Origin of the sequence: Porphyrobacter sp. AAP82 (assembly GCF_000331285.1) — a bacterium.
Taxonomy (GTDB): domain Bacteria; phylum Pseudomonadota; class Alphaproteobacteria; order Sphingomonadales; family Sphingomonadaceae; genus Erythrobacter.
In genome coordinates this window covers 21,861-44,293 of record NZ_ANFX01000033.1, presented here as the reverse complement: position 1 = coordinate 44,293, position 22,433 = coordinate 21,861, and the positions used below count along the sequence as shown (strand labels likewise).

Annotated in this window: 15 protein-coding genes and 1 tRNA gene; 11 read left to right on the top strand and 5 right to left on the bottom strand. The window is 67.2% G+C overall.

Annotated elements, in window-relative coordinates:
- Nucleotide 1: 1 nt before the first annotated feature.
- From D620_RS0111185 to D620_RS0111170, 4 genes are read left to right on the top strand one after another with little or no spacing between them, the layout of a single operon-like run.
- Entirely contained in the window at nucleotides 2–1,075 is a 1,074-nt protein-coding gene (locus tag D620_RS0111185; protein ID WP_017665900.1) for a cysteine protease StiP domain-containing protein, read from the top strand.
- Nucleotides 1,072–1,986 (top strand): HpcH/HpaI aldolase/citrate lyase family protein, encoded by a 915-nt coding sequence (locus D620_RS0111180; RefSeq protein ID WP_017665899.1) that lies wholly within the window; start codon nucleotides 1,072–1,074, stop codon nucleotides 1,984–1,986. Before D620_RS0111185 ends, D620_RS0111180 begins: the two co-directional genes overlap by 4 nt.
- Before the next feature lie 7 nt (nucleotides 1,987–1,993).
- A complete protein-coding gene (locus D620_RS0111175) occupies nucleotides 1,994–2,941 on the top strand; it encodes a toxic anion resistance protein (protein WP_017665898.1) in 948 nt (315 codons plus the stop codon).
- A 58-nt stretch (nucleotides 2,942–2,999) separates the two neighbouring features.
- Nucleotides 3,000–3,470 carry a hypothetical protein gene (locus tag D620_RS0111170; protein ID WP_017665897.1) on the top strand — a complete coding sequence of 157 codons (471 nt, stop codon included), beginning with the start codon at nucleotides 3,000–3,002 and terminating at the stop codon, nucleotides 3,468–3,470.
- Between the two features lie 4 nt (nucleotides 3,471–3,474).
- Here the strand turns inward: D620_RS0111170 and D620_RS0111165 are convergent, their stop codons facing one another.
- On the bottom strand, nucleotides 3,475–3,762 hold the full coding sequence (locus tag D620_RS0111165; protein WP_026092153.1) for a YciI family protein: 288 nt from the start codon (nucleotides 3,760–3,762) through the stop codon (nucleotides 3,475–3,477).
- A gap of 167 nt (nucleotides 3,763–3,929) precedes the next feature.
- Here D620_RS0111165 and putA point away from each other — a divergent pair, with 167 nt between their 5' ends.
- The 4 genes from putA (at nucleotide 3,930) to D620_RS0111145 (ending at nucleotide 10,054) form a co-directional block, all read left to right on the top strand.
- Complete coding sequence (gene putA, locus D620_RS0111160; RefSeq protein ID WP_017665895.1) at nucleotides 3,930–7,118, top strand: bifunctional proline dehydrogenase/L-glutamate gamma-semialdehyde dehydrogenase PutA; 3,189 nt, start codon at nucleotides 3,930–3,932, stop codon at nucleotides 7,116–7,118.
- 8 nt (nucleotides 7,119–7,126) lie between these two features.
- Nucleotides 7,127–7,828 (top strand): endonuclease/exonuclease/phosphatase family protein, encoded by a 702-nt coding sequence (locus D620_RS0111155; RefSeq protein WP_017665894.1) that lies wholly within the window; start codon nucleotides 7,127–7,129, stop codon nucleotides 7,826–7,828.
- A gap of 154 nt (nucleotides 7,829–7,982) precedes the next feature.
- Nucleotides 7,983–8,537 carry a dCTP deaminase gene (gene dcd / locus D620_RS0111150; RefSeq protein WP_017665893.1) on the top strand — a complete coding sequence of 185 codons (555 nt, stop codon included), beginning with the start codon at nucleotides 7,983–7,985 and terminating at the stop codon, nucleotides 8,535–8,537.
- 341 nt (nucleotides 8,538–8,878) lie between these two features.
- Entirely contained in the window at nucleotides 8,879–10,054 is a 1,176-nt protein-coding gene (locus tag D620_RS0111145; RefSeq protein ID WP_017665892.1) for a saccharopine dehydrogenase family protein, read from the top strand.
- A 72-nt stretch (nucleotides 10,055–10,126) separates the two neighbouring features.
- Here the strand turns inward: D620_RS0111145 and D620_RS0111140 are convergent, their stop codons facing one another.
- The 3 genes from D620_RS0111140 to D620_RS0111130 all read right to left on the bottom strand — a co-directional run bounded on the left by D620_RS0111140 (nucleotide 10,127) and on the right by D620_RS0111130 (nucleotide 15,743).
- Entirely contained in the window at nucleotides 10,127–12,316 is a 2,190-nt protein-coding gene (locus D620_RS0111140; RefSeq protein WP_017665891.1) for a TonB-dependent receptor, read from the bottom strand.
- A 181-nt stretch (nucleotides 12,317–12,497) separates the two neighbouring features.
- Nucleotides 12,498–15,320 carry a TonB-dependent receptor gene (locus D620_RS0111135; protein ID WP_017665890.1) on the bottom strand — a complete coding sequence of 941 codons (2,823 nt, stop codon included), beginning with the start codon at nucleotides 15,318–15,320 and terminating at the stop codon, nucleotides 12,498–12,500.
- Between the two features lie 348 nt (nucleotides 15,321–15,668).
- A tRNA-Gly gene (locus D620_RS0111130) sits at nucleotides 15,669–15,743 on the bottom strand.
- Between the two features lie 259 nt (nucleotides 15,744–16,002).
- Between D620_RS0111130 and D620_RS0111125 the strand changes: the two genes are divergently transcribed.
- From D620_RS0111125 to D620_RS0111115, 3 genes are all read left to right on the top strand, one after another.
- A complete protein-coding gene (locus D620_RS0111125) occupies nucleotides 16,003–16,935 on the top strand; it encodes a tetratricopeptide repeat protein (protein ID WP_017665889.1) in 933 nt (310 codons plus the stop codon).
- Nucleotides 16,932–17,543: an LON peptidase substrate-binding domain-containing protein gene (locus tag D620_RS0111120; protein WP_017665888.1), complete on the top strand. Its 612-nt coding sequence runs from the start codon at nucleotides 16,932–16,934 to the stop codon at nucleotides 17,541–17,543. Before D620_RS0111125 ends, D620_RS0111120 begins: the two co-directional genes overlap by 4 nt.
- Nucleotides 17,544–17,771: 228 nt before the next feature.
- Nucleotides 17,772–20,813, top strand: coding sequence for a TonB-dependent receptor plug domain-containing protein (locus tag D620_RS0111115; RefSeq protein WP_026092151.1), 3,042 nt, complete (start codon nucleotides 17,772–17,774; stop codon nucleotides 20,811–20,813).
- Nucleotides 20,814–20,897: 84 nt separating this feature from the next.
- Here D620_RS0111115 and D620_RS15260 read toward each other — a convergent pair whose 3' ends face one another.
- Nucleotides 20,898–22,340: a globin-coupled sensor protein gene (locus D620_RS15260; protein WP_017665886.1), complete on the bottom strand. Its 1,443-nt coding sequence runs from the start codon at nucleotides 22,338–22,340 to the stop codon at nucleotides 20,898–20,900.
- Nucleotides 22,341–22,433 lie beyond the last annotated feature (93 nt).

Sequence of the window (22,433 nt, the reverse complement as noted above, 5' to 3'; positions counted from 1 at the left end):
GATGACCGGCTTTCACGGCTCCTACGCCCCCGAGGATGTGACCTTTCTGCTGAGGCCTGCGCAAATGGCGCTGACCGATGTTGCCGAGAAGGAGGCGCTGATCCAGTCGGGCGCGCGGCACTATTCGGAAATGCTCTCGGAAGAACGCCTGCCCGATGCCCGCTACCTTGCGCTGTACGAAGCGGCGCTGGCGCGCAATGCCGGGCGATTGCAGCACGATGTGGCGGTGCTGGCCGAGGCGATCACAGCGCGGGCCCAGACCGCGCGCAGCTGCACCATCATCTCGCTCGCCCGCGCGGGCACGCCCATCGGCGTGCTGCTGCGCCGGACGCTGGCGGCGCGCGGGGTCGATGTGGCGCACTATTCGGTCAGCATCATCCGCGGGCGGGGGATCGACCGCGTCGCGCTTGCCCATATCGCGGCGGTGCGCGGCACGGCGGACGCGGTGTTCGTCGACGGGTGGACCGGCAAGGGCGCGATCACCCGGGAGCTCGTGGCGAGCCTTGCGGACGGCAGCACCGGCTTTGCCCCCTTCCTTGCGGTCATCGCCGATCCGGCGGGCTGCGCCAGCCTGGCCGCCACGGGGGAGGACTACCTCATTCCTTCCGGCATCCTCGGGGCGATCGCCTCGGGGCTGGTGAGCCGTTCGGTGCTGAGCGGGAGCCTTGTGGGCGAAGGCGAATTCCACGCCTGCCGCTACCTCGCCGAACATGCCCCCCACGACCGGACCTGCGCCTTCATTGCCGCCATCGCGGCCGCCGCGCCCGAGGCCGGACACCCCGGCTGGAGCCCCGCCAGCGCCGCGGCAAGCCGCTCCGCCTGCACTGCGCTGGTCGAGGGGCTGATGGCCGAATTCGCCGTCGGCAATGCCAACCGCATCAAGCCCGGCATCGCCGAGGCGACCCGCGCCGTCCTGCGCCGCGTGCCGGAGGCGGTCTTCGTGCGCGACCGCGAGGATGCGGAGGTCGCCCATCTGCTGCACCTCGCCGCACAAGCTGGGGTTCGTGTCGATCAGCGGGAACTTGGCAACTACCGCGCCGTAACATTGATTGCGAAGGCAGGAGAAGCGGGATGACGCAGGCGGTCGAACTGGGGGCAACGCTCTACATTCCCGTGCAACACCCGCGCCTTGCCGAGCTGCTGGCGGGGGCCAATCCCGATCTGCGCTCGGTGGTGATCTGCCTTGAGGATTCGCTGCACGAGACCGAGGTGGGCGCGGCGCAGGAGGTGTTTTGCGCCACCTTGCGGATGATGGCGGCCAATCCGCCCAGACTTGTCGCCTATGCCCGCCCGCGCGGGCCGCAGATGCTCGGCTGGATGCTCGCCCAGCCCGGGATCGAGCGGCTGGCGGGGTTCGTCCTGCCGAAGGTCACCACCGCCAATATCGCCGGCTGGCTGGAGCGGCTGGACAGCGCGGCGCACGGGATCATGCCCACCATCGAGAGCGCCGAGGCCTTCGACCGCGCGGCGATGGTGCAGATGGCGCGGGCGCTGGCACCCTTGCGCGAGCGGGTCCATGCGGTGCGGATCGGCGGGAACGATATCCTCAACCTGCTCGGCGTGCGCCGCTCGCGGGTGCGCACCGCCTATGACACCCCGCTGGGGCTGGCGATAAGCACCATGGCATCCGTGTTCCTGCCCGAAGGCCTCGCGCTTTCGGCCCCGGTGTTCGAGCACTATGCCCTCACCGATGTGCTGCGCGAGGAAGTGGCGCGCGATGTCGAGCATGGCCTCCTCACCAAGACCGCGATCCACCCCAGCCAGGTGCCGATCATCCACGATGTGCTGCGCCCTCGCCCCGCCGAGGTCGAGGAAGCCCGCGCGATCCTCGCCGCCGAGGCGCGGGCGGTGTTCGGCCACGGGGGTTCGATGCTCGAGCCCACCACCCACGCCCGCTGGGCGCAAGGCGTGCTCGACCGCGCGCGGGTCCATGCGCCCGCCCCCGTCGCCCCGCGCCGCCCGCAGGCGCCGACGCGGGTCGCCTAGGCTGGCCGTGTCCGCGATCACCAAACGCCGCCACGCCGAACTCGCCGGACAGGCGATGAAGTTCGTCGCCGAGCTGATGCTGATCGAGCCGCTGAGCCCGGCCTTCGACCACAAGCTGGAGAGCATCGAGGCGCTCGGGCGCGATGCCATTGCGGCCGCCTCGGCGCGCCATTCCGGGAGCCTTGCCCATGTCGCCCCGCCGCCGACCGGGGGGATCGCGCAGGCGATTGCCGCCTTGCGCAGCATCGCCGGGGCGCTCGAACCGCTGCGGCCTGGCAATCTTGCGGCCGAGGCCAAGCGCTTCGGGCTGTTTGCCACGAACAACGATCCCGCCGCCTACTTCCGCCGCTACAGCGCCGCACAAGGCGAGATCGCGGCCGCGCTGACATCGCTGACCCGCGAGCGTGACGCCTTGCTGCGCGCCAATATCGCCCTCGAAGCGGGGGAAGCCGCGCTGCGCCCGCTGGTCGAAGCGCTCGGGGAACACGCGCTGTTTGCCGAGGAGGTCGCGCTCACGATCGCAGCGCGCGCGGCGATGATCGCAGCGAAAGAGCCGATGAAAGCCCGCCGCCTCACCGCCGATGCGCTCCACACCGTGCGCACCCGCGCGCGCGACATTGCCGAGGCGCGGGCGCTCACCGCGCAGGCGCTGGCCGCGCGCGAGGTCATCAGCAGCACAAACGCCCAGCTGATCGCGGCGATCGAACAGGCCACCGCGACCATGCTGATGGTCCTGCGCACCGCGATGGAGGCGGCGCGGATGATCGCCCGGCACGAGCTGGTGCTCGACCGGATCGCGGGGCTGGGCCGCGCCGCCAGCAACCTCATCGCCGACGAAGGCCCGCCCGCCGCCGACAAGGCCGAGGCGCTCCAGGCCGCCTTCGCCCGGCTCTACGACGCGCTCGACCGGCTGGAGAGCGAGCGGGCAGGCATTGCCCCGCTTCCACAGCGCTGAAACAGGGTCTAAAGCGTTCCCTCGGTCGTGATGACCGGAAAGTCGAAACGGGAAGTTCGTGGGTCTGTTCGATTCGCTCAGGAAGATGTTTGCCGCGCCCGAGCCGGAGGCGCCCCCCGCGCCGCCGCCCTCGCAAGGGCGCGCGCACGGCATCGACTATGACGACGAACGCGTCCCCGGGCCGGCGCGCAAGAAGATCGCCGCGATCCTCGCCGCGCTTGGCGAAGTCGACGCGATGATGGACCGCGAGGCGGTGCAGGCCGTCAGCCGCACCGAAATCGAGCTGATGCGCGAGGAACACCTGCCCAAGCTGGTCAAGAGCTACATCGACATTCCCGCCGCCCACCGCGCCGAGATCTTCCGCAAGACCGGCAAGTCGGCAAGCTTCATCCTTGAAGAGAGTCTCGAGGCGATGAAGGGCCGGATCGACGAGATCGCCCGCAACCTCGCGCAGCACGACTTGGACGCCTTTTCGAGCAACGCCGCCTTCATCAGCCGCCGCTACAGCGACGGCGATCCGTTCCGCTAAGGCCTCAGGCCCAGTCGCCCAGTAGCGGCGTGAATTCGTCCACCCGGATCAGCTGCCACACACCGCCGGTGAGATAGGGATCGCCCGCGAGGATCGCGCGCGCGGCGGCCTCGTCCTCGGCCTTCACGATCAGCAGCGAGCCGATGATCAGACCATCGGCGCGTTTCAGCGGCCCGACGATCACGAAATGATCGGCGTTGGCGTGGACGAATTCGAGATGCGCAGGCCGGTGGATCGCGCGCAGCCGCCCGCCGTCTTCTCCGTCGCGGCAGTGGAAGCAGAACATCCGCATGATCGTTTGAGACCCCTGTTGATCGCGCCCCGACGCGGCTCGGGCCGAGGCTACCCGCTGGCCGCGCGCGGGGCAAGCAGAGGCGTTGCAAAGAGCGCGCTTGAAGCGCAGCCTCGCGGCGTCCAGAGGGCCGCTTTGCCACCGCGAATCGTTTCAGGTGAAACCAGATGGCCGACTACGCCCCCGCTCCAGCAATCGACCGCACCGACCTGCGCCGCGCCTATCGTCAGGACGAGGAAGCCTGCATTGCCGAGCGGCTCGAACAGGCCGCTCCGGCAGCGAAGGTCCACGCGGCGGCGGCGGGCCTCGCGGTGCAGCTGATCGAAGGTGCGCGCGGCAAGAAGGCCTCCGGGATCGACGCGTTCCTTCAGCAATACGGCCTCGATACCGAGGAGGGCATCGCGCTGATGTGCCTTGCCGAAGCGCTGCTGCGCGTGCCCGATGCGGCGACGGCGGATGCGCTGATCAAGGACAAGATCGGCCAGATCGACTGGGGCGAGCATCTGGGCGAGAGCAATTCCACCTTCGTCAACGCCGCGACCTTCTCGCTGATGCTGACCGGCGAAGTGCTCGATCCGCCCGACGCGCGCCAGAAGGGGCTGGGCAGCGCCTTGCGCCGCGCGATGAACCGGCTGGGCGAGCCGGTGATCCGCACGGCAACAGGCCAGGCGATGAAGATCCTCGGCGGCCAGTTCGTGTTCGGCCGCACCATCGACGAGGCATTGAAGCGCGCTGCGCCCGAACGCGCGCGGGGGATCACCCACTCCTTCGACATGCTCGGCGAGGCGGCGATGACCTTCGCCGATGCCGAGAAATACCGGCTGAGCTATGAGGCGGCGCTGGCGCGGCTGGCGCTCGAAGCAGGCGCGGGCGTGGCGGGTTCGCCGGGAATCTCCGTAAAACTCTCGGCGCTGCATCCCAAGTATAATGTCTTTCATGCCGCCGAAGCCAAGGCGGCGATGGTGCCGGTGATCCGCGACCTTGCGGTGAAAGCGCGCGATGCCGATATCCACTTCACCATCGATGCCGAGGAAGCCGAGCGGCTCGAACTCAGCATGGACATCATCGAGGAACTGGCCGCCGACGACGACCTGTTCCGCCGCCCCGATGGCAGCCGGTGGGAGGGCTTCGGCCTTGCCATCCAGGCCTATTCCAAGCGCGGGATCTGGGTGTGCGACTGGGCGGGCAAGCTCGCGCGGCGGCACGGGCGCAAGCTGTTCGTGCGGCTGGTCAAGGGCGCCTATTGGGACAGCGAGGTGAAGCTGTCGCAGGTGGGCGGCTATGCCGACTATCCGGTGTTCACCCGCAAGGTGGCGACCGACGTGAGCTACCTCGCCTGCGCTGCGCGATTGTTCGAGCATGCGGACGTGATCCGCCCCGCCTTTGCGACGCACAACGCCTACACCATCGCGGCGATCAAGCATCTGGCGGCAGGCTATTCGGCCTCAAGTAGCGAAGCGGTAGGCTATTCGGCCTCAAGTAGCGAAGCGGTAGGCCGACAAAGACTCTTCGAATTCCAGCGCCTGCATGGCATGGGCGAGGAGGTTTATGACGCGCTCCACGCGATCGAGGGCAACCAGCGGACGCCCGTCAGGATTTATGCTCCCGTGGGCGGGCACAAGGAACTGCTCGCCTATCTGGTGCGCCGCCTGCTCGAGAACGGGGCCAACACCAGCTTTGTGAACCGCATGGGCGATGCCGGTATTCCGGCGGAAGAACTGGTCGTCGATCCGGTGGCTGAGCTTGCGGCGCTGAGCCCGCGCCGCAATCCCGCGATCCCGTTGCCCGGCGCGATCTTCGGGAAGCGCAAGAACAGCGCGGGAGTCGATCTCAGCGATCCTTTGGTGCTGGGGCCGCTGCTTGCGGAACTGAAGGCGCTGGAGGCCCGCCAGTGGTCCGCCGAGCCGACCTTCGGGGGCGCGGGCGCGGTGGTGAACGTCACCTCGCCGCATGATCCCTCGCACACGGTCGGCACCCGCCGCGATGCGACGCCGCAGGAGGTCGAGGCCGCCTTCACCCGCGCCGCCCAAATCCAGCCCGGCTGGGACGCGCTGGGCGGCGAGGCCCGCGCGCTGCTGCTCGAAAACGCCGCCGATCTGTTCGAGGCGCACACCGCAGAATTCCTCAGCCTGTGCCAGCGCGAGGCGGGCAAGACGCTGCTCGATTCGGTGCTCGAACTGCGCGAGGCGGTCGATTTCCTGCGCTACTACGCCGCCGAGGCGCGGCGGCAGTTTGCCGCGCCGGTGATGCTGCCGGGGCCGACGGGGGAGGAGAACAGCCTCACCCTCCACGGGCGCGGGGTGTTCGCCACGATTTCCCCGTGGAACTTCCCGCTCGCGATCTTCATCGGCATGGCGAGCGCGGCGCTGGCGGCGGGCAACAGCGTGATCGCCAAGCCCGCCGAGCAGACCCCGCTCGTCGCCGCGCTGGCGGTCAAGCTGTGCCACGAGGCAGGCATCCCGCCCGAGGCGCTGCAACTGCTCCCCGGCGCAGGCGAGGTCGGGCAGCTGATCACCGCCGATCCGCGCCTTGGCGGGGTCGCCTTCACCGGATCGACCGACACCGCCCGCGCCATCAACCGCGCGCTGGCGATGCGCGACGGGCCGATCGCCACGCTGATCGCCGAGACCGGCGGGCAGAACGCGATGATCGTGGATTCCTCCGCCCTCCCCGAACAGGTGGTGCGCGATGTGCTCGCCAGCAGCTTCCAGAGCGCGGGCCAGCGCTGTTCGGCGCTGCGGGTGCTCTATGTGCAGGAGGACATTGCCGACGGGCTGCTGGAGATGATCCGCGGCGGCTTTGCGGCGCTCAAGGTAGGCGACCCCGCCGACCTCGCCACCGATGTCGGCCCGGTGATCGACGCCGAGGCGAAGGCGCTGCTTGAGAGCCACATCGCGGATTGCATCGCCAGGGGCCTCACGGTGGAGCGCCTGCCCGGCATCCCCGCCGCCGGCCATTTCGTCGCCCCGACGATCATCGCAATCCCCTCCATCGCCGCCCTCGCGCGCGAGAATTTCGGCCCCGTGCTCCACGTGGTGCGCTTCAAGGCGGGGGAGCTTGGCGCGGTGGTGGACGCGATCAACGCCACCGGTTTCGGCCTCACCCTCGGCCTCCACAGCCGCATCGCCGAGACGCGGCGCTTCGTGCAAGGGCGCGCGCGGGTCGGCAATTTCTACGTCAACCGCAACCAGATCGGCGCGGTGGTCGAGAGCCAGCCCTTCGGCGGCGAGGGCCTCAGCGGCACCGGCCCCAAGGCGGGCGGCCCGCACTACCTCGCCCGCTTCGCCACCGAGCGGGTGACCTGCATCGACACCACCGCGGCGGGCGGCAACGCGAGCCTGCTGGCGGCGGGTTAGGGGCGGGCGTGCCGGGCAGCTTCAAGGTCGCAAGCTACAACATCCACAAGGGGATCGGCACCGACCGCCGCCGCGATCCGGCGCGTATCCTCAATGTGCTGAACGAAGTGGGCGCGGACATCGTGTGCCTGCAGGAGGCGGACCTCAGGTTCGGCACCCGCGCCAGCGTGCTCCCGCGCTTCCTGATCGAGGGGCACACCGATTACCTCCCCGTGCCGCTCGATGTGCAGGGGGATTCGCTCGGCTGGCACGGCAACGCGATCCTCGTGCGGCGGGGGATCGCGGTGGAGAGCCACGACATCCTCCACATCCCCTGCCTCGAGCCGAGGGGCGTGGTGACGGCGCGGCTCAAGGTGCGCGGGACAAGCCTCACGGTGTTCGGCATGCACCTCGACCTTTCGGGCCTGTGGCGGGTGCGGCAGGCGCGGGCCATCGCCGCGCTGGGCGAGGCGGCGCGCACACACGGCCCCGTCGTGCTGATGGGCGACCTCAACGAATGGCGCAGCGCTGCGGGTGCTTTCCGCGAGTTCGGCCGCCACTTCACCCTGCTTGACCCCGGCCCGAGCTTTCCGAGCCGCCGTCCCTTGGGGCGGCTCGACCGGATCATGCATTGCGAGAGGCTGACAGCCAAGGAGAGCGGAGTCCACCGCAGCGCGCTGGCCGCGAGCGCGTCCGATCACCTGCCGGTGTGGGCGGAATTTGCCCTCTAGCTCCCCGTCATCCCGGCGCAGGCCGGGACCCATTGGGGTAAGCGCCGCACCTTGCCGCTCTGGGCCCCGGCCTGCGCCGGGGTGACGATGATGTGAGGGGGATTAATCCGCCCCGCCCCTTGCCCCGCCGCGCCGCATCGGGAATCCCTTCGCCATGGCGATTCTCTCCGACAAATGGATCCGCATCCAGGCGCGCGACCATGGCATGATCGAGCCCTTCGTCGAGGCGCAGCGGCGCGACGGGGTGATCTCCTATGGGCTGTCGTCCTACGGCTATGACGCGCGCGTCGCGCCCGAGTTCAAGATCTTCACCAATGTCGACAGCTCGGTGGTCGATCCCAAGCAGTTCGATCCGAAGAGCTTCGTCGACCGCGAGACCGATGTCTGCATCATCCCGCCCAATTCCTTCGCGCTCGCCCGCACGGTCGAATATTTCCGCGTGCCCGAGGACGTGCTGGTGATCTGCCTCGGCAAGAGCACCTATGCGCGCTGCGGGATCATCGTCAACGTGACCCCGCTGGAGCCGGGCTGGGAGGGGCACGTGACGCTCGAATTCAGCAACACCACGCCGCTCCCTGCGAAAATCTACGCCAATGAAGGCGCGTGCCAGTTTCTGTTCCTCAAGGGCAACGAGCGCTGCGAGACCAGCTACAAGGACCGCGCGGGCAAATATATGGGCCAGCGCGGGGTGACGCTGCCCCGGCTTTAGGGGCCGCCGCCCCTCGCCCTTTCGGTGACCGGATCGCTTTCCTACACGCGGCCATCGGCATAGACCTGCGTCATGCCCCGCAAGTCCTTCCAGCCCCGGCAATCGCGCAACATGTGTGAACTTCGGATTCCGGGAGCAAACTCCTGCGATTGCAGCGGAAATCCTGTAGGATTGCGTGTTTTGCAATGTGAACTTCGTGAACTTCGGACCGGGCGGCGCGCGCACCGGCGGGGGCTTTCCGGGCGGGGCGTGTTGGATGGCAAACGCGCCATTGTCGCGGATGCGTTTTTGCTGTTGAACGGGGGCCAAGCCGGCGGTCGGCCGGCACAGGGAGAACGAGCATGAGCACCCGCGAATTCGACATCATCGTCTACGGCGCCACGGGTTACACCGGGCGGCTGGTGGCGGAATATCTCGCCAGCCATTACGGCGCGCGCGCAGATGGCCCGAAGTGGGCGATGGCCGGGCGCAGCCTTGCCAAGCTGGAAGAGGTGCGGGACCTGATCGGCGCGCCTGCCTCCACCCCGCTGGTGGTCGCCAATGCCGATGACGATGCCGACCTCGAAGCGATGTGCGCGCGCACCCGCGTCGTGCTCACCACGGTCGGCCCCTACCAGCTCTATGGCGACAAGCTGGTTGCGGCCTGCGTCAAGACCGGCACCGACTATGCCGACCTGTGCGGCGAGCCTGCATGGATGGCGGCCAAGATCGCCGAGCATCAGGCGGCGGCCGAAGCCAGCGGCGCGCGCATCTGCTTTTCCTCCGGCTTCGATTCGATCCCCTTCGATCTCGGGGTGATGATGACCCAGAAGGCGTGTGTGGAGAAATTCGGCAAGCCCGCCCCGCGCATCCGCGGGCGCGTGCGGGCGATGCAGGGCACCTTTTCGGGGGGGACCGCGGCGAGCCTCGGGGCGACGATGAAGGCGGCAGCCAGGGACGTCTCGGTGATCGGCGTGCTGCGCAACCCCTTCGCGCTGACGCCGGGCTTCGACGGGCCGGACCAGCCCTCGGGCATGATCCCGAGCTACGAGGAGGACCTCGGCAAGTGGTCCGCGCCCTTCGTGATGGCGCCGATCAACACCAAGAACGTGCACCGCACCAATTTCCTGCTCGGCCACCCCTACGGCACCGACTTCCAGTATGACGAGATGATGCTGACCAGCCCCGGCGATGTCGGCAAGGCGGCGGCCAATGCGGCGGTGGAGTTCATGAAGAACCCCTTCGGCGCCAAGCCCCCCAAGCCGGGCGAGGGGCCCACCAAGGAAGAGCGTGAGAACGGCTTTTATGACGTGGTGTTCGTCGCCGACATGGATGACGGGGGGCGCCTGCAATACGGGGTCAAGGGCCGCTATGATCCGGGCTATGGCTCGACCAGCCGGATGCTGAGCGAGACCGGGATCGCGCTGCTTTCGTGCGAGAAGCCCGGCGGGATCGGCACCCCGGGCGCGTTCCTTGGCGAGGCATTGGTGAAGCGCCTTGAAGAACACGCCAAACTGACTTTTGCGGTGGAAGAGTAAGGAAAAAGGGGCAGCGCGGTGCGCGCCACCGACTGCCCCTGATTGGGACCCTTTCGTGATCCCGAGCGGAGACTAGAAGCTCAGGCGCACGCTGGCGCGGAAATTGCGGCCCATCAGCGGGACATAGTCCTTGGTGAAGCTCGCATGGCGCCGCCCGACCACGTCGAAGATGTTGTCGGCGGCGAACTGGACGGTGACATTGCGGTTGTCCCTGAGCGGACGCCACGCGGCCACGGCATTGACCAGCGTGAAGCTGCCGGTCGCGGTCTCGAAGGGTGCGGTGCGGTTCTGGCTGTCGAACCACTGGACCTCGCCGCGCAGGTCGATCGCCTCGGTCTGGGCCTCGAGCGCGCCGAGGAACGAGAGCGGCGGGATGCGCGGGATGGCGGTGCCATCTTCAAGCTCGGCCTCGATATAGGAGGCGCCGAGATCGGTGACGAGGCGCAAGCTGCCGGTGTCGATGACGGGGTAGGCAAGCTCGGCCTCCACGCCCCAGAAACCGGCATCGCCCTGAAGGTACTGGAAGACCGGGAGATCGTCGTCCTCAAGGCCGGTGTCCTCGAGGAAGATGTAGTCAGAGAACCACTGGCGATAGGCGGTGAGACTGAAGGTGCCCTTGCCGATCGCGCCGCGGGCAAAGGCTTCGAGGCCCCATGCGCGTTCGGTGGCAAGGCCGGGGTCGCCGATCTCGAAGGCCTGGGTGGCGATGTGCGGGCCATTGGAGAACAGCTCTTCGGCAGAAGGGGCACGCTCGGCGCGCGAGCCGTTGATGCCGAAGCGGACCCCGGGCACGCCCTCGTAGACCAGGCCGAGGGCGGCCGAGACGGTATCGTAGTCGTTCTCGATGCCGAGGGTCGGGGCCTTGACCTTGGTGAATTCGGCGCGCGCGGCGGCTTCGATCTGGAACGGGCCGGTGCCGTATTCCTGGAGCGTGAAGATGGCGAACTGGTCGGTGAGGTTGGGCGGGACATAGGCCTCGGCCCCGACCGCGAGGAAATCGCGGTGCTGGTACTGGATGCCGGTCGAGCCGCGCAAGGTGCCGCCGGTGTTCTGGACGAGCTCGGCGCGGGCTTCGAGGCTGGTCGAATCGAAGACCGTGCCGACCTCGTCGCCTTCGAATTCGGTGTGGGTGTAGTCGGAATAGCCGACGCGCAGCTTCAACCGCTCCAAGGCGCCTTCGCCCAGCGCGATGTCGCCCTTGAAGTCGGCGCGGAATTGCCGGAGGCCGATGGTGACGGGGGCTTCTTCCTCCTCTGCCGGGGCGCCGGGAGCGGGGGCGGGAGCGGGGGCGCCGTGGGCGTGGTGGCCCGCACCCGGCCTTGTGGGGACGCCGTAGCTGGTGTCGTACCAGCCGATCGCGGCGCCGAAGGTGCTCTCGCCGAGGATCAGCCCGAGGCCGGCGTTGACGGTCCAGCTCTCCATCGCGGTGCCGGGCACGGTGCCGCTTTGGTTTGCCGCCTCGCGCAATTCGGCGGCTTCCGCGAGCTCGCCATCGGCCTCTTCCTGGGCGGCATCGGCGAGGAGGTCGGCGCGCAGATTGGGGGTGAGCTGGAAGCCGCCGATGTCGATGTCGCCGGTCTTGCGCCACGATCCGTCGATGTGGGCGACAAGGCTGGGCCCGACCCCGACATCGAGGCTCGCCGCGCCGGTGCGCAGGTTGCTGGCACTGTCGGCCCCGGCGAAGGCGTCGAGGTGGAGGTCATGGTCGGGCATGCGGACCGGGATGCGCTTGTCGATCACGTTGACCGCGCCGCCGATCGCCTGGCTGCCGTAGAGCAGCACCGCGGGGCCGCGCAGCACCTCGATGCGTTCGATGGTGATCGGCTCGATGGTGGTGGCGTGGTCGACCGAGGTGTTGGAGACGTCGGCGGTGCCGACCCCGTCGACCAGCACGCGCACGCGCTCGCCCTGCTGGCCGCGCAGCACCGGGCGCGAGGAGCCGGGGGCGAAGCTGGTCGCCGAGACGCCGGGGAGCTTGGCGAGGAGGTCGCCGATCTGGCCGCTTGCCGCGTCGCGCTGGACATCGGCGATGTCGAGCACGCTGGTCCCGGCGAGCAGGTCGAGCTCCTTGAGGCCGGCGGTGGTGACGATGATCTCGCCCGCGCTGCCGGTCTGGCGGTTGTGGACGTCGTCCTCCGGCCCGGGATCGGCAGCGGGCGGGGCGGCGGCGGCGGTGTCGTCGGCGAGCGCCGGGGCGGCAAGGCCGAGCGCACAGGCGAGCGCCAGGCGCGATGGGGCAAGGGAGAGCTTGCGCATGGTCATGGGCGGGTCCCGCATTATGATGTGATAACGTATCACGCGCCTAGCGCGATGCGCGCCCGATGCAAGCGCAAAATCGGACAGGCGGGCCAGACCGTCGACGAACCGCATGCCCGCAAAGGCAAATGGCCCGGTCGCGGGGTGCGACCGGGCCATTCCTGATGCCGTCAGGCTGACCGGGCGATCAGAAGGTGACGCGCACCCCGCCGGTGTAGCGGCGGCCGAAGCGTTCCCATTCGGTGGTCAGGTTGTCGGTGAACGCGGTCGGCGTGCCGGTCGCCGTCAGGATGTTGCCCGGCTCCGAATAGCGACGGCCCGACTGGTTCAGCAGGTTCGAGGCATCGAAGTAGACTTCGAAGTTGTTGGTGATGGCGTAGCGCATCGAGAAGTCCATCTCGTCGTCCGCCGCCCAGTAGGTGTCGCCCGCATCGGTGAGGTCGTTGGCGATGCCATCGAGCCAGGTGCTGCGATACTGGTACTGGAGAAGGGCCGAGAAGCCGTACTTTTCGTAGTAGCCGCCGATGTTGTAGACCACGTCCGAAGTGCCGGGCAGGCGCACGGTGCGCTCGGGCACGATCACCGCGCCGGCGCCGCTCAGGAACGCGGGCTTGGTCGCCTCGCTGTCGTTGAGCGTCAGGTTGGCGGTGATCCCGAAGCCGCCCATGAATTCGGGCAGGCCAAGGTCATCGACCCACGGCTCGAGCTGCAACTGGGCGGCCATTTCGACGCCGATGATGCGGCCTTCCCCGGCGTTGGCGATGCCGCTGAAGATGTAGTCCGAACGGTCGATCCCGCCGAAGTTCAGTGCATCCGAACCGAAGGTGCGGCGGTCGGTGTAGAGCACGTCGCGCACGTTGCGGTAATAGGCACCGATCGACAGGAAGCCCTGCGGCGCGATGTACCATTCAAGGTAGCTGTCGAGGCCCCACGAACGTTCCGGCTTCACCGCCGGGTTGCCGCCCGAAATGGTGAGGTTGGCATCGTTGATCTGCACGTTGGGACGCAGCAGGTCATAGTCCGCGCGGGCCGCACCGGTGGTGAAGCCGACGCGGAATTTCCCGTTCTCCGAGACGTTGTAGTTCACGTGGAGGCTGGGGAAGTAGAGCGTGTTCTCGGCTTCGGCGGTCAGCGCGGTGGTGGTGCCGGGGATGTTGGCGATCCCGCGGTTCTCGACCCGCTCGACGCGCACGCCGCCCAGGATGCTGCCCCAGTCGTACTTCAGCGTGCCCATCACAAAGCCGGCGAGGATGGTCTCGCGCACGTTGTAGTCTTCGTCGGTCAGTCGGGTGAAGGCGAAGTTGGCGCGGGCGGCGGCCGATACGGTTTCCATCTGCGCGGTATCGAAGTAGCGGAAGGTGTAGCCCATCGGCAGCTTGCCGAGGAACGCCTGGTCGAGCGAGAAGGCGGTGTAATCGACCGGGATGCCGACCGTGGTGAACTGCGCGGTGGTGTTGAGCAGGATCTGGTTGTTGACCGATTCCTTGGTGCGCTGGTCGTACTGGAAGCCGACCTTGAAGGTCGCATCGGCGCCCAGGAAGCCCCTTTCGTAGGCGAGGATCGCGCGGCCGGTATAGGCGTCGGTGTCATCGACAAGGTCGCTCACGCGCAGTTCGGCGAGCGGCTTTGAGAAGGTGTCGATCGCCGTCACCGCGTCGCCGCGCTGGAAGCGGGTCGGGCTCGCCAGCTGGATGGTGCGGAACAGCCGCGGCGTGTTGCGCTGCGGATTGGTGAAGTCATAGGCCACGGTCGGGCGGTCGGTGCGGGTCGAGGGGCTGTTCCAGCGTGCCTCGCCGGTGACCGAACGGTCGTCGCGCGAACGCGAGTAGTTGCCGAGCCATTCGAGGCGCAGGCCGCTGTCGCCGAAGGTGTGCTTGCCTTCGATGGTGCTGGTCCAGATCGATTGTTCGAAGGCGCGCAGGGTCGAACGCTGGTTGATGTCGATGCCGTAGACGGTCCCGATCAGCGGGGTGTTGCCGATGCAGATGTCGGCATAGCCGCTGGTGGTGGGGGTGGCGGTCGGCGTGATCGTGCAGTTGCCGCTCACCGCGCGGGTTTCGGTCTGGCGGTCATCGAAGTCGAAGATGTAGTTGTCGCGCGCTTCGTCGTCGGTGAAGATGGTGTAGACCGAACGCAGCGAGATCTGGTTGTCATCATTCGGGCGCCAGTCGACGCGGCCCGAGGCCGACCAGTTCTTGCGGGTCAGGCGGTAGAGCTTGTTCTCGGTCTCGCGCGCCCAGAAGCGGCTCTGGTTGCCCTGGCTGGTGTCCTGCGAGACGCGCTCCCAATCGATCTCGAAGTTGTCGGTGATCATGTCGCGCTGGTAGTAGCTGCCCGAGAGCACCACGCCGATTTCGCCGAGGCCGCCGACCTCGAAGCGGTCCGAGACCACGAGGTTGCCTTCGTATTCCTTGCGGTCGCCATATTCGACCAGACCGCCGCCGGCCTTGCCGAAGACGCGCAGGCCGGCATAGTCGAAGGCCGAACGGGTGATGATGTTGACGTTACCGGCAACGGTTTCGCCCGGCATGTCGGGGGTGATCGCCTTGGAGACGATGATCTGCGAGGCGATCGCCGAGGGGATCGAATCGAAGCGCGCATCGCGGCCCTCGGGGCTGACGATGTTGATCCCGTCGAAGCTCAGCGTGGTCCAGTAGTTGGGCGCGCCGCGGACCGAGATGTAGCGGGCCTGGCCCTGGTCGCGCTCGACCGCGAGGCCGGGCAGGCGGCCGGTGGCCTGGGCGATGTTCTGGTCAGGCAGACGGCCGACCGAGTCCGCCGAAAGCACGGAGACAAGGTTGTCCGAAAGGCGCTGGGTGCGCAGCGCTGCGGCTTCGGATTCGGCGATCGGGCGGGTCCCGTCGACCACGATTTCGTCGACCGCTTCGTCGGCCGGGGTTTCCTCGGCGTCCTGCGCCTGGGCGAAGGCGGCGTGCGGGATGGCGGCGACGGCGGCGAGCATGAGAGCCTTGCGGGAGAGGCGCAGGCCCATCGGGTTGGTCTTCAGCATTGGTAGCCCCCTTATGGCTTGGTGGATTGGGCCGCGCGCTATGGGGGGTGGATGACAGTTTGCTGACAGTGCGGGGGATGAGCGTATGTCACTGAATTGCAACATTTTCCCCCGCCGCGGGGCATCACCGACTAACCTTTGATTCTAGGCGATTTTTGCCGAAAAATGACCGGAATATTGCTAATCTGCAGCATGATGCAGATTAACATTTCGGGGGTCGTGTTGCCATTTTGCAGCACTCGTCGGCGGGGCGCGAATGCGATTCTGCGGCGGCACGCAAGCGCGCAGCACCGCCCCGCCGCGAGCCTGCTGCCGCGGCGTCAAATCCCTGCGGTGAGGCTGGAACAATGGAGCGGGCGAAGGGATTCGAACCCTCGACCCCAACCTTGGCAAGGTTGTGCTCTACCCCTGAGCTACGCCCGCTCACTGGCGCTGACAGAAAGCGCTGATCTGCGCCCTTCCTGCCGGAGAGGCGGCGCGATTAGCAGCGAGCTTCAACCGCTGCAAGCGCAAAATTTCCGCATGCCGCACACATCTTGCGGGCGCTGATTGGGGCTTGATCGGCGCAGGGCAAGCGGCCAGCACAGGCGGGCGCTTCACAAGCGCGACAAGGCATCCCACATGGGGACCGGACAGACGCAAAACGCGCCGCCGGACAGCAGGAGCAGATATCTTGGCCAGCATGGGACTGAGCATCGAGGAACAGAAGGCGGTCGACCGCTTCCGCAAGGACGTGGTGGAACCCTCGCAGACCAGGCTGGTGATCCTCGACTTCTGGGCCGAGTGGTGCGGGCCGTGCAAGGCGCTCACCCCCGTGCTCGAGAAGGTCGCGGGCGAATATGCCGGCAAGGGCGTGGTGCTCGCCAAGATCAATGTCGACGAGGAACAGTTCATCGCTGCGCAGTTCCAGGTGCGCTCGATCCCGACGGTCTATGCGATGTTTCAGGGCCAGCCGATCGCCGACCTCACCAATGCGCGCAGCGAATCGCAGCTCAAGGCGATCCTCGACCAGCTGCTCGCCCAGCTGCCCGTCGAGGGCGGCGCGGCCGATGGTGCGGGTGCGCCGCAGGGCCCCTCGCCCGAGGAGCTCGCGCAGTTCGTGAAGATCGGCGAGGAGGCGCTGTCGGCAGGCGATGCCCAGCGTGCGGCGAGCATCTTTGCCCAGATCACTGAGTTCGCCGAAGGCAATGCCCCGGCCCATGCCGGTCTCGTGCGCGCGCTGGTGCAGCTTGGCGAGATCGATCAGGCGCGGCAGGTGATGGACGTGATCGACAGCGATCCGCGTCTTGCCAGCGATGCCGCGATTGCGCCGGCAAGGAGCGCGCTCGAACTGGCGGGGGAGCGGGTCGATGACAGCGAACTGGCGTCCCTGCGCGCCGCGGCGGAAGCCGATCCGGCCAACATGGATGCAGGGCTCGCCTATGCCGAGGCCGCCTTTGCCGCCGGGCACCGCGATGCGGCCGCCGACACGCTCCTCGCCATGATCGCGGCCGACCGCGAATGGAACGAGGGCGCCGCGCGCGCCAAGCTGCTCAAGATCTTCGAGGCGACGGGGCTGGAAGACGAATGGGTGGTCGGCGTCCGCCGCCGCCTGTCGCGCGTATTGTTCGGATGACCAAGAGGCTCCCCATCTTCCCGCTGACGGGCGCGGTGCTGTTTCCCGGCATGCAGCTGCCGCTCCACATCTTTGAACCGCGCTACCGCGCGATGGTCGGCGACGCGCTGATCCGTGACCGGCTGATCGCGATGATCCAGCCCCAGCGCCCTGTCGAGGGCGCGGCGCTCTACGAGATCGGCTGTGTCGGGCGGATCGGCGAGATCCAGGCGATGGACGACGGGCGCTACAACCTCATCCTCGAAGGCACCGCGCGCTTCCGGGTGGTGCGCGAGCTCGACGTCACCACCGCCTACCGGCAGGTCGAGGCGGATATCTTCGCCGAGGACGAGGACGAGACCCTCACCCACGCCCAGCGCGGCGGGTTCGAGCGCGAGGCGCGGCACTTTGCGGATCACCAAGGCTACAGCGTGGATTGGGATTCGGTCGAGCGGCTCGATGACCGCTCGCTCATCAACGGCGTCTCCCAGATCGCGCCCTTCGATCCCGCCAGCAAGCAGGCGCTGCTCGAGGCCCTGACGCTCACCGATCGCTGCGAGCTGCTGGTCCAGCTGATGCAGTTCTACGGCCGTCACGATGGCGGCGAGGACATCGTGACGCTGCAATAGCTTGGAGCGCGAATGCGCCTGTCGATGGCCATCGGCACATTAATGTTACTAATCACATAAATATGTCGTTTCGTCGAACAAGCGCCGCGCACAGGTTGTACGGCGCGGTCTGATCGCATCCTAAGCGACCGGTCTTTGCAGATGCGATGAGGTCGAAGGCGCCCAACGCCCACCGGCCCGCCGCGATCACCGTGACGTTCAAGCGATCATCAGAACAGGGAAATAGACATGATTACCAATGGTATGCGGCGCGCGCAGTGGCTTTTCACCGCCGGCAGCGTCGCTCTGAGCTTCGGCATGTCGCCCGCGCTCATGGCGCAGGAAGCGGTCGTCGACGGCGAAGATGTCGCCGCCACCGCCCAGGACGATAGCGCCGCCGAAGAGGACAGCGGCGCGCCGATCGTCGTCACCGGCACCCGCATCCAGCGCCCCGAGGCCGCCACCGCCACCCCCGTTGTCGCGATCACCGCGGAGAACATCGTCCAGTCCGGGATCAACAACGTCACCGAGCTGCTCTCGCAGACCCCGGCGCTGTTCGGTTCGGAAACCAATTTCGATGCCGCCGGCTCGCAGGCGCGCACCGGCGCGGCGGGCGTGAACCTGCTCAACCTGCGCAACCTCGGCGCCAACCGCACGCTGGTGCTGGTCAACGGCCGCCGCCATGTCGCGGGGGTTTCGGGCGAGGCTGCGGTCGATACCAACGCGATTCCCGTCAGCCTGATCGAGCGGGTCGACGTGCTGACCGGCGGCGTCTCGTCGGTCTATGGCGCGGACGGCGTGTCGGGCGTGGTCAACTTCATCATGAAGCGCGATTTCGAAGGCCTCGACATCCGCGCCCAGAACGGCATTTCCGACTTCGGCGATGCCGAGAGCAACTTTGTCTCGGTCACCGCCGGCAAGAACTTCGCCGACAACCGCGGCAACATCGCGCTCAACTACGAGTTCCGCAAGGATGGCCGGGTCGGCTTCGGTGACCGGCCGAACGGGCGCTACGAGGCCGATACCCTGGTGCGCAACCCGAACGACATTCCCGATGATCCGAACGTTCCGGACAACATCTTCCTCTCTCGGATCGGCTATGCCGACAGCTCGCCGGGCGGCGCGCTGGTGATCGACGGCAGCTTCAGCCCGGTCTTCAACGGCGATGGCCGGCCCTATGATCCGGGCACGTTCCTGCCGCAGTCCGGCTTCCTCGCGCAGGGCGGCGACAACACGCCGGTGAACGATTACCAGGGCGATCTCCAGGCCGGCACCGAACACCACAGCTTCAATGCGCTGCTGAGCTTCGAGCTGACCCCCGACGTCCGCCTGTTCGCCGAGGGCAAGTATGTGCGCACCGAGAATTTTTCGGTCGCCCAGCCCTCGTTCGATTTCTTCACCTTCATTTCCCAAGACAATCCCTTCATCCCCGCCAACGTCCGTGCCGCGGGCCTCGACGAATTTGGCGGGTTGCTGTTCAACCGCGACAATTTCGATTTCGGCACGCGCAACGAGAATTTCGAGCGCGACCTCTATCGCACCGTGATCGGGCTTGACGGCAACATCTCGGAGCGGGTGAAGTTCGAGGCGAGCTACGTCTATGGCCGCAACGACACCACCTATATCTCGACCAACCAGCGCATCGAGGACCGCTACTTCGCGGCGCTCGATGTGGTCGATGTGGGCAGCTTCCGCACCGGCACGCCCAACGGGGTGTTCGATTGCCGGGTCAATGTCGATGGCGGAGCGATCGCGGATGCGGGGAACGGCAACTACGGGCAGGCGCCGCAGACCTTCACGCCGGGGTCGTGCGTGCCGCTCAACATCTTCGGTGAAGGCGCGCCCAGCCAGGCCGCGCTCGACTTCATCCTCACCGACACCCGCAACCGCTACCGCATCGAACAGCACGTCGCCAACGCCTTCATCGCGGGTGATTTCGGCAATGTCTTCGAGCTGCCCGGCGGGGCTGTGAATTTCGCGTTTGGCGGGGAATACCGCAAGGAAAAGAGCAACTTCCAGCCCGATGCGATCTCCACCCAGGTGACCGATTTCGATCCCGACAGCGGCGTGCTGGCCGATCTTGCGCTGCTCGCGCCCGAAACCGGCCGGTTCGATGTGTGGGAAGTGTTCGGCGAAATCAACGTGCCGATCCTTGCCGACCGGCCGTTCTTCGACCTGCTCGAATTCACTGTCGCGGGCCGCTATTCCGACTACTCGACCGTCGGCAGCACCGAAAGCTGGTCGGTCAACGGCCAGTGGGCACCGATCCGCGACATCCGTTTTCGGGGCAGCTATTCGAAGTCGGTGCGCGCGCCGAACATCACCGAGCTGTTTGCGCCGCGCAGCGGAACCTTTGCCTTCATCGACGATCCGTGCGGGCCGGAGAACCTCAACCAGGGCACCGCGTTCCGCGCCGCCAATTGCCGTGCGCTGATCGAGGGGCTGGGGGTCGATTTCGACACCTTCGACCCGGCCAGCGACATCAATTCGAGTGCCAGCCGCGAAGGGGTGTTCTCGGGCAACCGCAACCTCACCGAGGAAGACGCGCGGACCTGGACGGCCGGGGTGATCCTGCAACCGCAATTCGTGCGCGGACTGACCATCACCGCCGACTGGTTCGATATCCGGCTGACCAATGCGGTGCGCACCGCCTCCTTGAACGAGACTGCGCAGTTCTGCGTCGATTCCGCCACGCTCGACAACGTGTTCTGCAATTCGCTGACCCGTTCGAGCACCACGGGCTTTGTGACCAACTACCTGCTCTCGCCGCAGAACGTGGCATTCATCGAGACGGCGGGCGCGGACGTGACGGTGAATTACGCCTTCACTCCGGGCGACGGCGATTTCGGGCGGCTCAACCTGCGCGGCACGCTGGGCTATCTCGACAAGCTGCTGGTGCTGCCGGCCAATGGCGGGATCGTCGATGACAACCAGGGCGAGAACGGCGCGCCCGAATGGGTCGCGACGGGCGACATCACCTGGTCGATCGGCAATTTCGCGTTCAACTACGGGGTCCAATATGTCGGCGACCAGCTGCGCTTCGAGCGTGACGTGATCGCGGGCGACCCCGATGTGGCCGCGCCCGAGTTCCTGACGATCAACGACCGCTTCATCCACGATATCCGCGCCGAAATCAGCACGGATGATGAGAAGGCGAGCTTCTATCTCGGGGTGAACAACGTCACCAACGAACTGCCGATCCGCGGGATTGCCAGCCAGCAAGGCGTGGGTTGGCTCGGCCGCTATTTCTACGCCGGGATCCGCATCACCACCGACCGCCTCGGGTTCTGAGCCGGTCGCCTGGCGCATGACGGGGCGGGCGCCGGATCATTCGGCGCCCGCCCTTTTCGTGTCATGGCTGGCCAAACTCACCGCTCAGGCGGCGCGCGCATAGCTCTCGCCCGGGCCCGGCAGCATGGTCTGCTGCCCGCTCACCTTGAAGGACGACACCGTTGCGCGCAGATTGTCCGCCTCACGCGCGAGCGAACTCGCAGCCGCATTGCATTCTTCGGCCATGGCCGCGTTCTGCTGCGTGGTGCGGTCGAGGTCGGAGACGGTCTGGTTGATCTGCACCAGACCGCTCGCCTGCTCGTCGGTCGCCTCGGCAATTGCCCGGATGGCCTCGGACAATTCGGCCACGCCGTGGTTGATCGCGGCAAAGGAATCGCCGCTGCGCTTCACCAGATCGACCCCGCGCGCAATCTGCCCGTTGCTTGTCGTGATCAGCCCCTTCACCTCGTCGGCGGCTTCGGCGCAGCGCTGTGCGAGCGCGCGCACCTCGCTGGCGACCAACGCGAAACCCTTACCCGCTTCGCCGGCCCGCGCGGCTTCGACCCCGGCGTTGAGCGCGAGCAGGTTGGTCTGGAAGGCGATCGAATCGATCACCGAAATGATGTTGGTGATGGTGCTGCTCGATGCCTCGATCTGGTCCATCGCGATCACGGCCTCGGAGACGATCTTGCTGCCTTCGCTGGCCGTGACGTTGGCGGCCTGGATGGCAGTGCGCGCGGCACTGGCGGTCTGGCTGGTCTGGCTGACCCGCTGGCTGGCCTGGGCAATCGCGAGCGCGGTTTCCTCGAGGCTGGCCGCCTGCTCCTCGGTCCGCCGGGCAAGGTCGTCGGAAGCCGAACGGATCTCGGTCGAACCGGCCGAGATCGTGCTGACCCCGGAAATGACCGCACTGATCGTGGTGTGCAGCGACCCGATCGACGAATTGAAGTCCTGCTCCACCGTGGCATAATCGGCCGCGAGGGTGACCGGCGGGATGTTGAGCCTGCCGTCGGCAAGCTGCGCAAGCGCGCCGCCCAGCACCTCGTTGAGCTGGTTGATGTTGCTGCTGATCCCGTTGAAATAGGACGACAGGGCAATGTCAATGTCGAGCAAGGACACCTTGACCAGGGCGGCCAGGCGCCGCGCTTCGGCCCGCTTCCAAGGAAGCCAGCGTTTCCAGCCCGGACATACCAGCTCGTCAATCAGGTCGTCCAGGATCAGGGCATAGCTGCCCAGATACCACTTTGGCTCCAGACCGATCTTGGCATGAACCTCGCCGATATGGGCGGAACGGCTGTAAAAGCGGTCATCGATCCCGTTGTCGAAGGCGTCTTGCCAGTGGCGGGCTTGCGCCCGGCGTGCGCGGTCCATGGCGGCGGCATCGGTGAACATGCCCGAAAGGCTGTCGCGCGATTTGAGCTCGGTGTAAAAGCCGTCGAGCGCGCGATCCATGCGCCGCCTGATGGCCCGCGCGATGGCCGCATGATCGGAGTGGCGTGGGGCGACCCTGTAGAACTCGAGCCGTTCGCTCAGCAGGCGATGCGCCATCTTTTGGACACTCCCGGGACATTGCAGACATCCGGTCCCTTTGTGGGCTAACCCACCAAACAAGCGTTTTTCGCGGACTGCGTAAAATCGCTA

Excerpts from the sequence above, each read along its gene's own strand:
- D620_RS0111185 (WP_017665900.1), top strand. The coding sequence starts at position 2 with ATGACCGGCTTTCACGGCTCCTACGCCCCCGAGGATGTGACCTTTCTG.
- D620_RS0111165 (WP_026092153.1), bottom strand. The coding sequence starts at position 3,762 with ATGCGGATGTTCTGCTTCCACTGCCGCGACGGAGAAGACGGCGGGCGG.
- D620_RS0111135 (WP_017665890.1), bottom strand. The coding sequence starts at position 15,320 with ATGCTGAAGACCAACCCGATGGGCCTGCGCCTCTCCCGCAAGGCTCTC.
- putA (WP_017665895.1), top strand. The coding sequence starts at position 3,930 with ATGGCCGACTACGCCCCCGCTCCAGCAATCGACCGCACCGACCTGCGC.
- D620_RS15260 (WP_017665886.1), bottom strand. The coding sequence starts at position 22,340 with ATGGCGCATCGCCTGCTGAGCGAACGGCTCGAGTTCTACAGGGTCGCC.
- D620_RS0111145 (WP_017665892.1), top strand. The coding sequence starts at position 8,879 with ATGAGCACCCGCGAATTCGACATCATCGTCTACGGCGCCACGGGTTAC.
- dcd (WP_017665893.1), top strand. The coding sequence starts at position 7,983 with ATGGCGATTCTCTCCGACAAATGGATCCGCATCCAGGCGCGCGACCAT.
- D620_RS0111115 (WP_026092151.1), top strand. The coding sequence starts at position 17,772 with ATGATTACCAATGGTATGCGGCGCGCGCAGTGGCTTTTCACCGCCGGC.
- D620_RS0111125 (WP_017665889.1), top strand. The coding sequence starts at position 16,003 with ATGGGACTGAGCATCGAGGAACAGAAGGCGGTCGACCGCTTCCGCAAG.
- D620_RS0111180 (WP_017665899.1), top strand. The coding sequence starts at position 1,072 with ATGACGCAGGCGGTCGAACTGGGGGCAACGCTCTACATTCCCGTGCAA.
- D620_RS0111120 (WP_017665888.1), top strand. The coding sequence starts at position 16,932 with ATGACCAAGAGGCTCCCCATCTTCCCGCTGACGGGCGCGGTGCTGTTT.
- D620_RS0111140 (WP_017665891.1), bottom strand. The coding sequence starts at position 12,316 with ATGACCATGCGCAAGCTCTCCCTTGCCCCATCGCGCCTGGCGCTCGCC.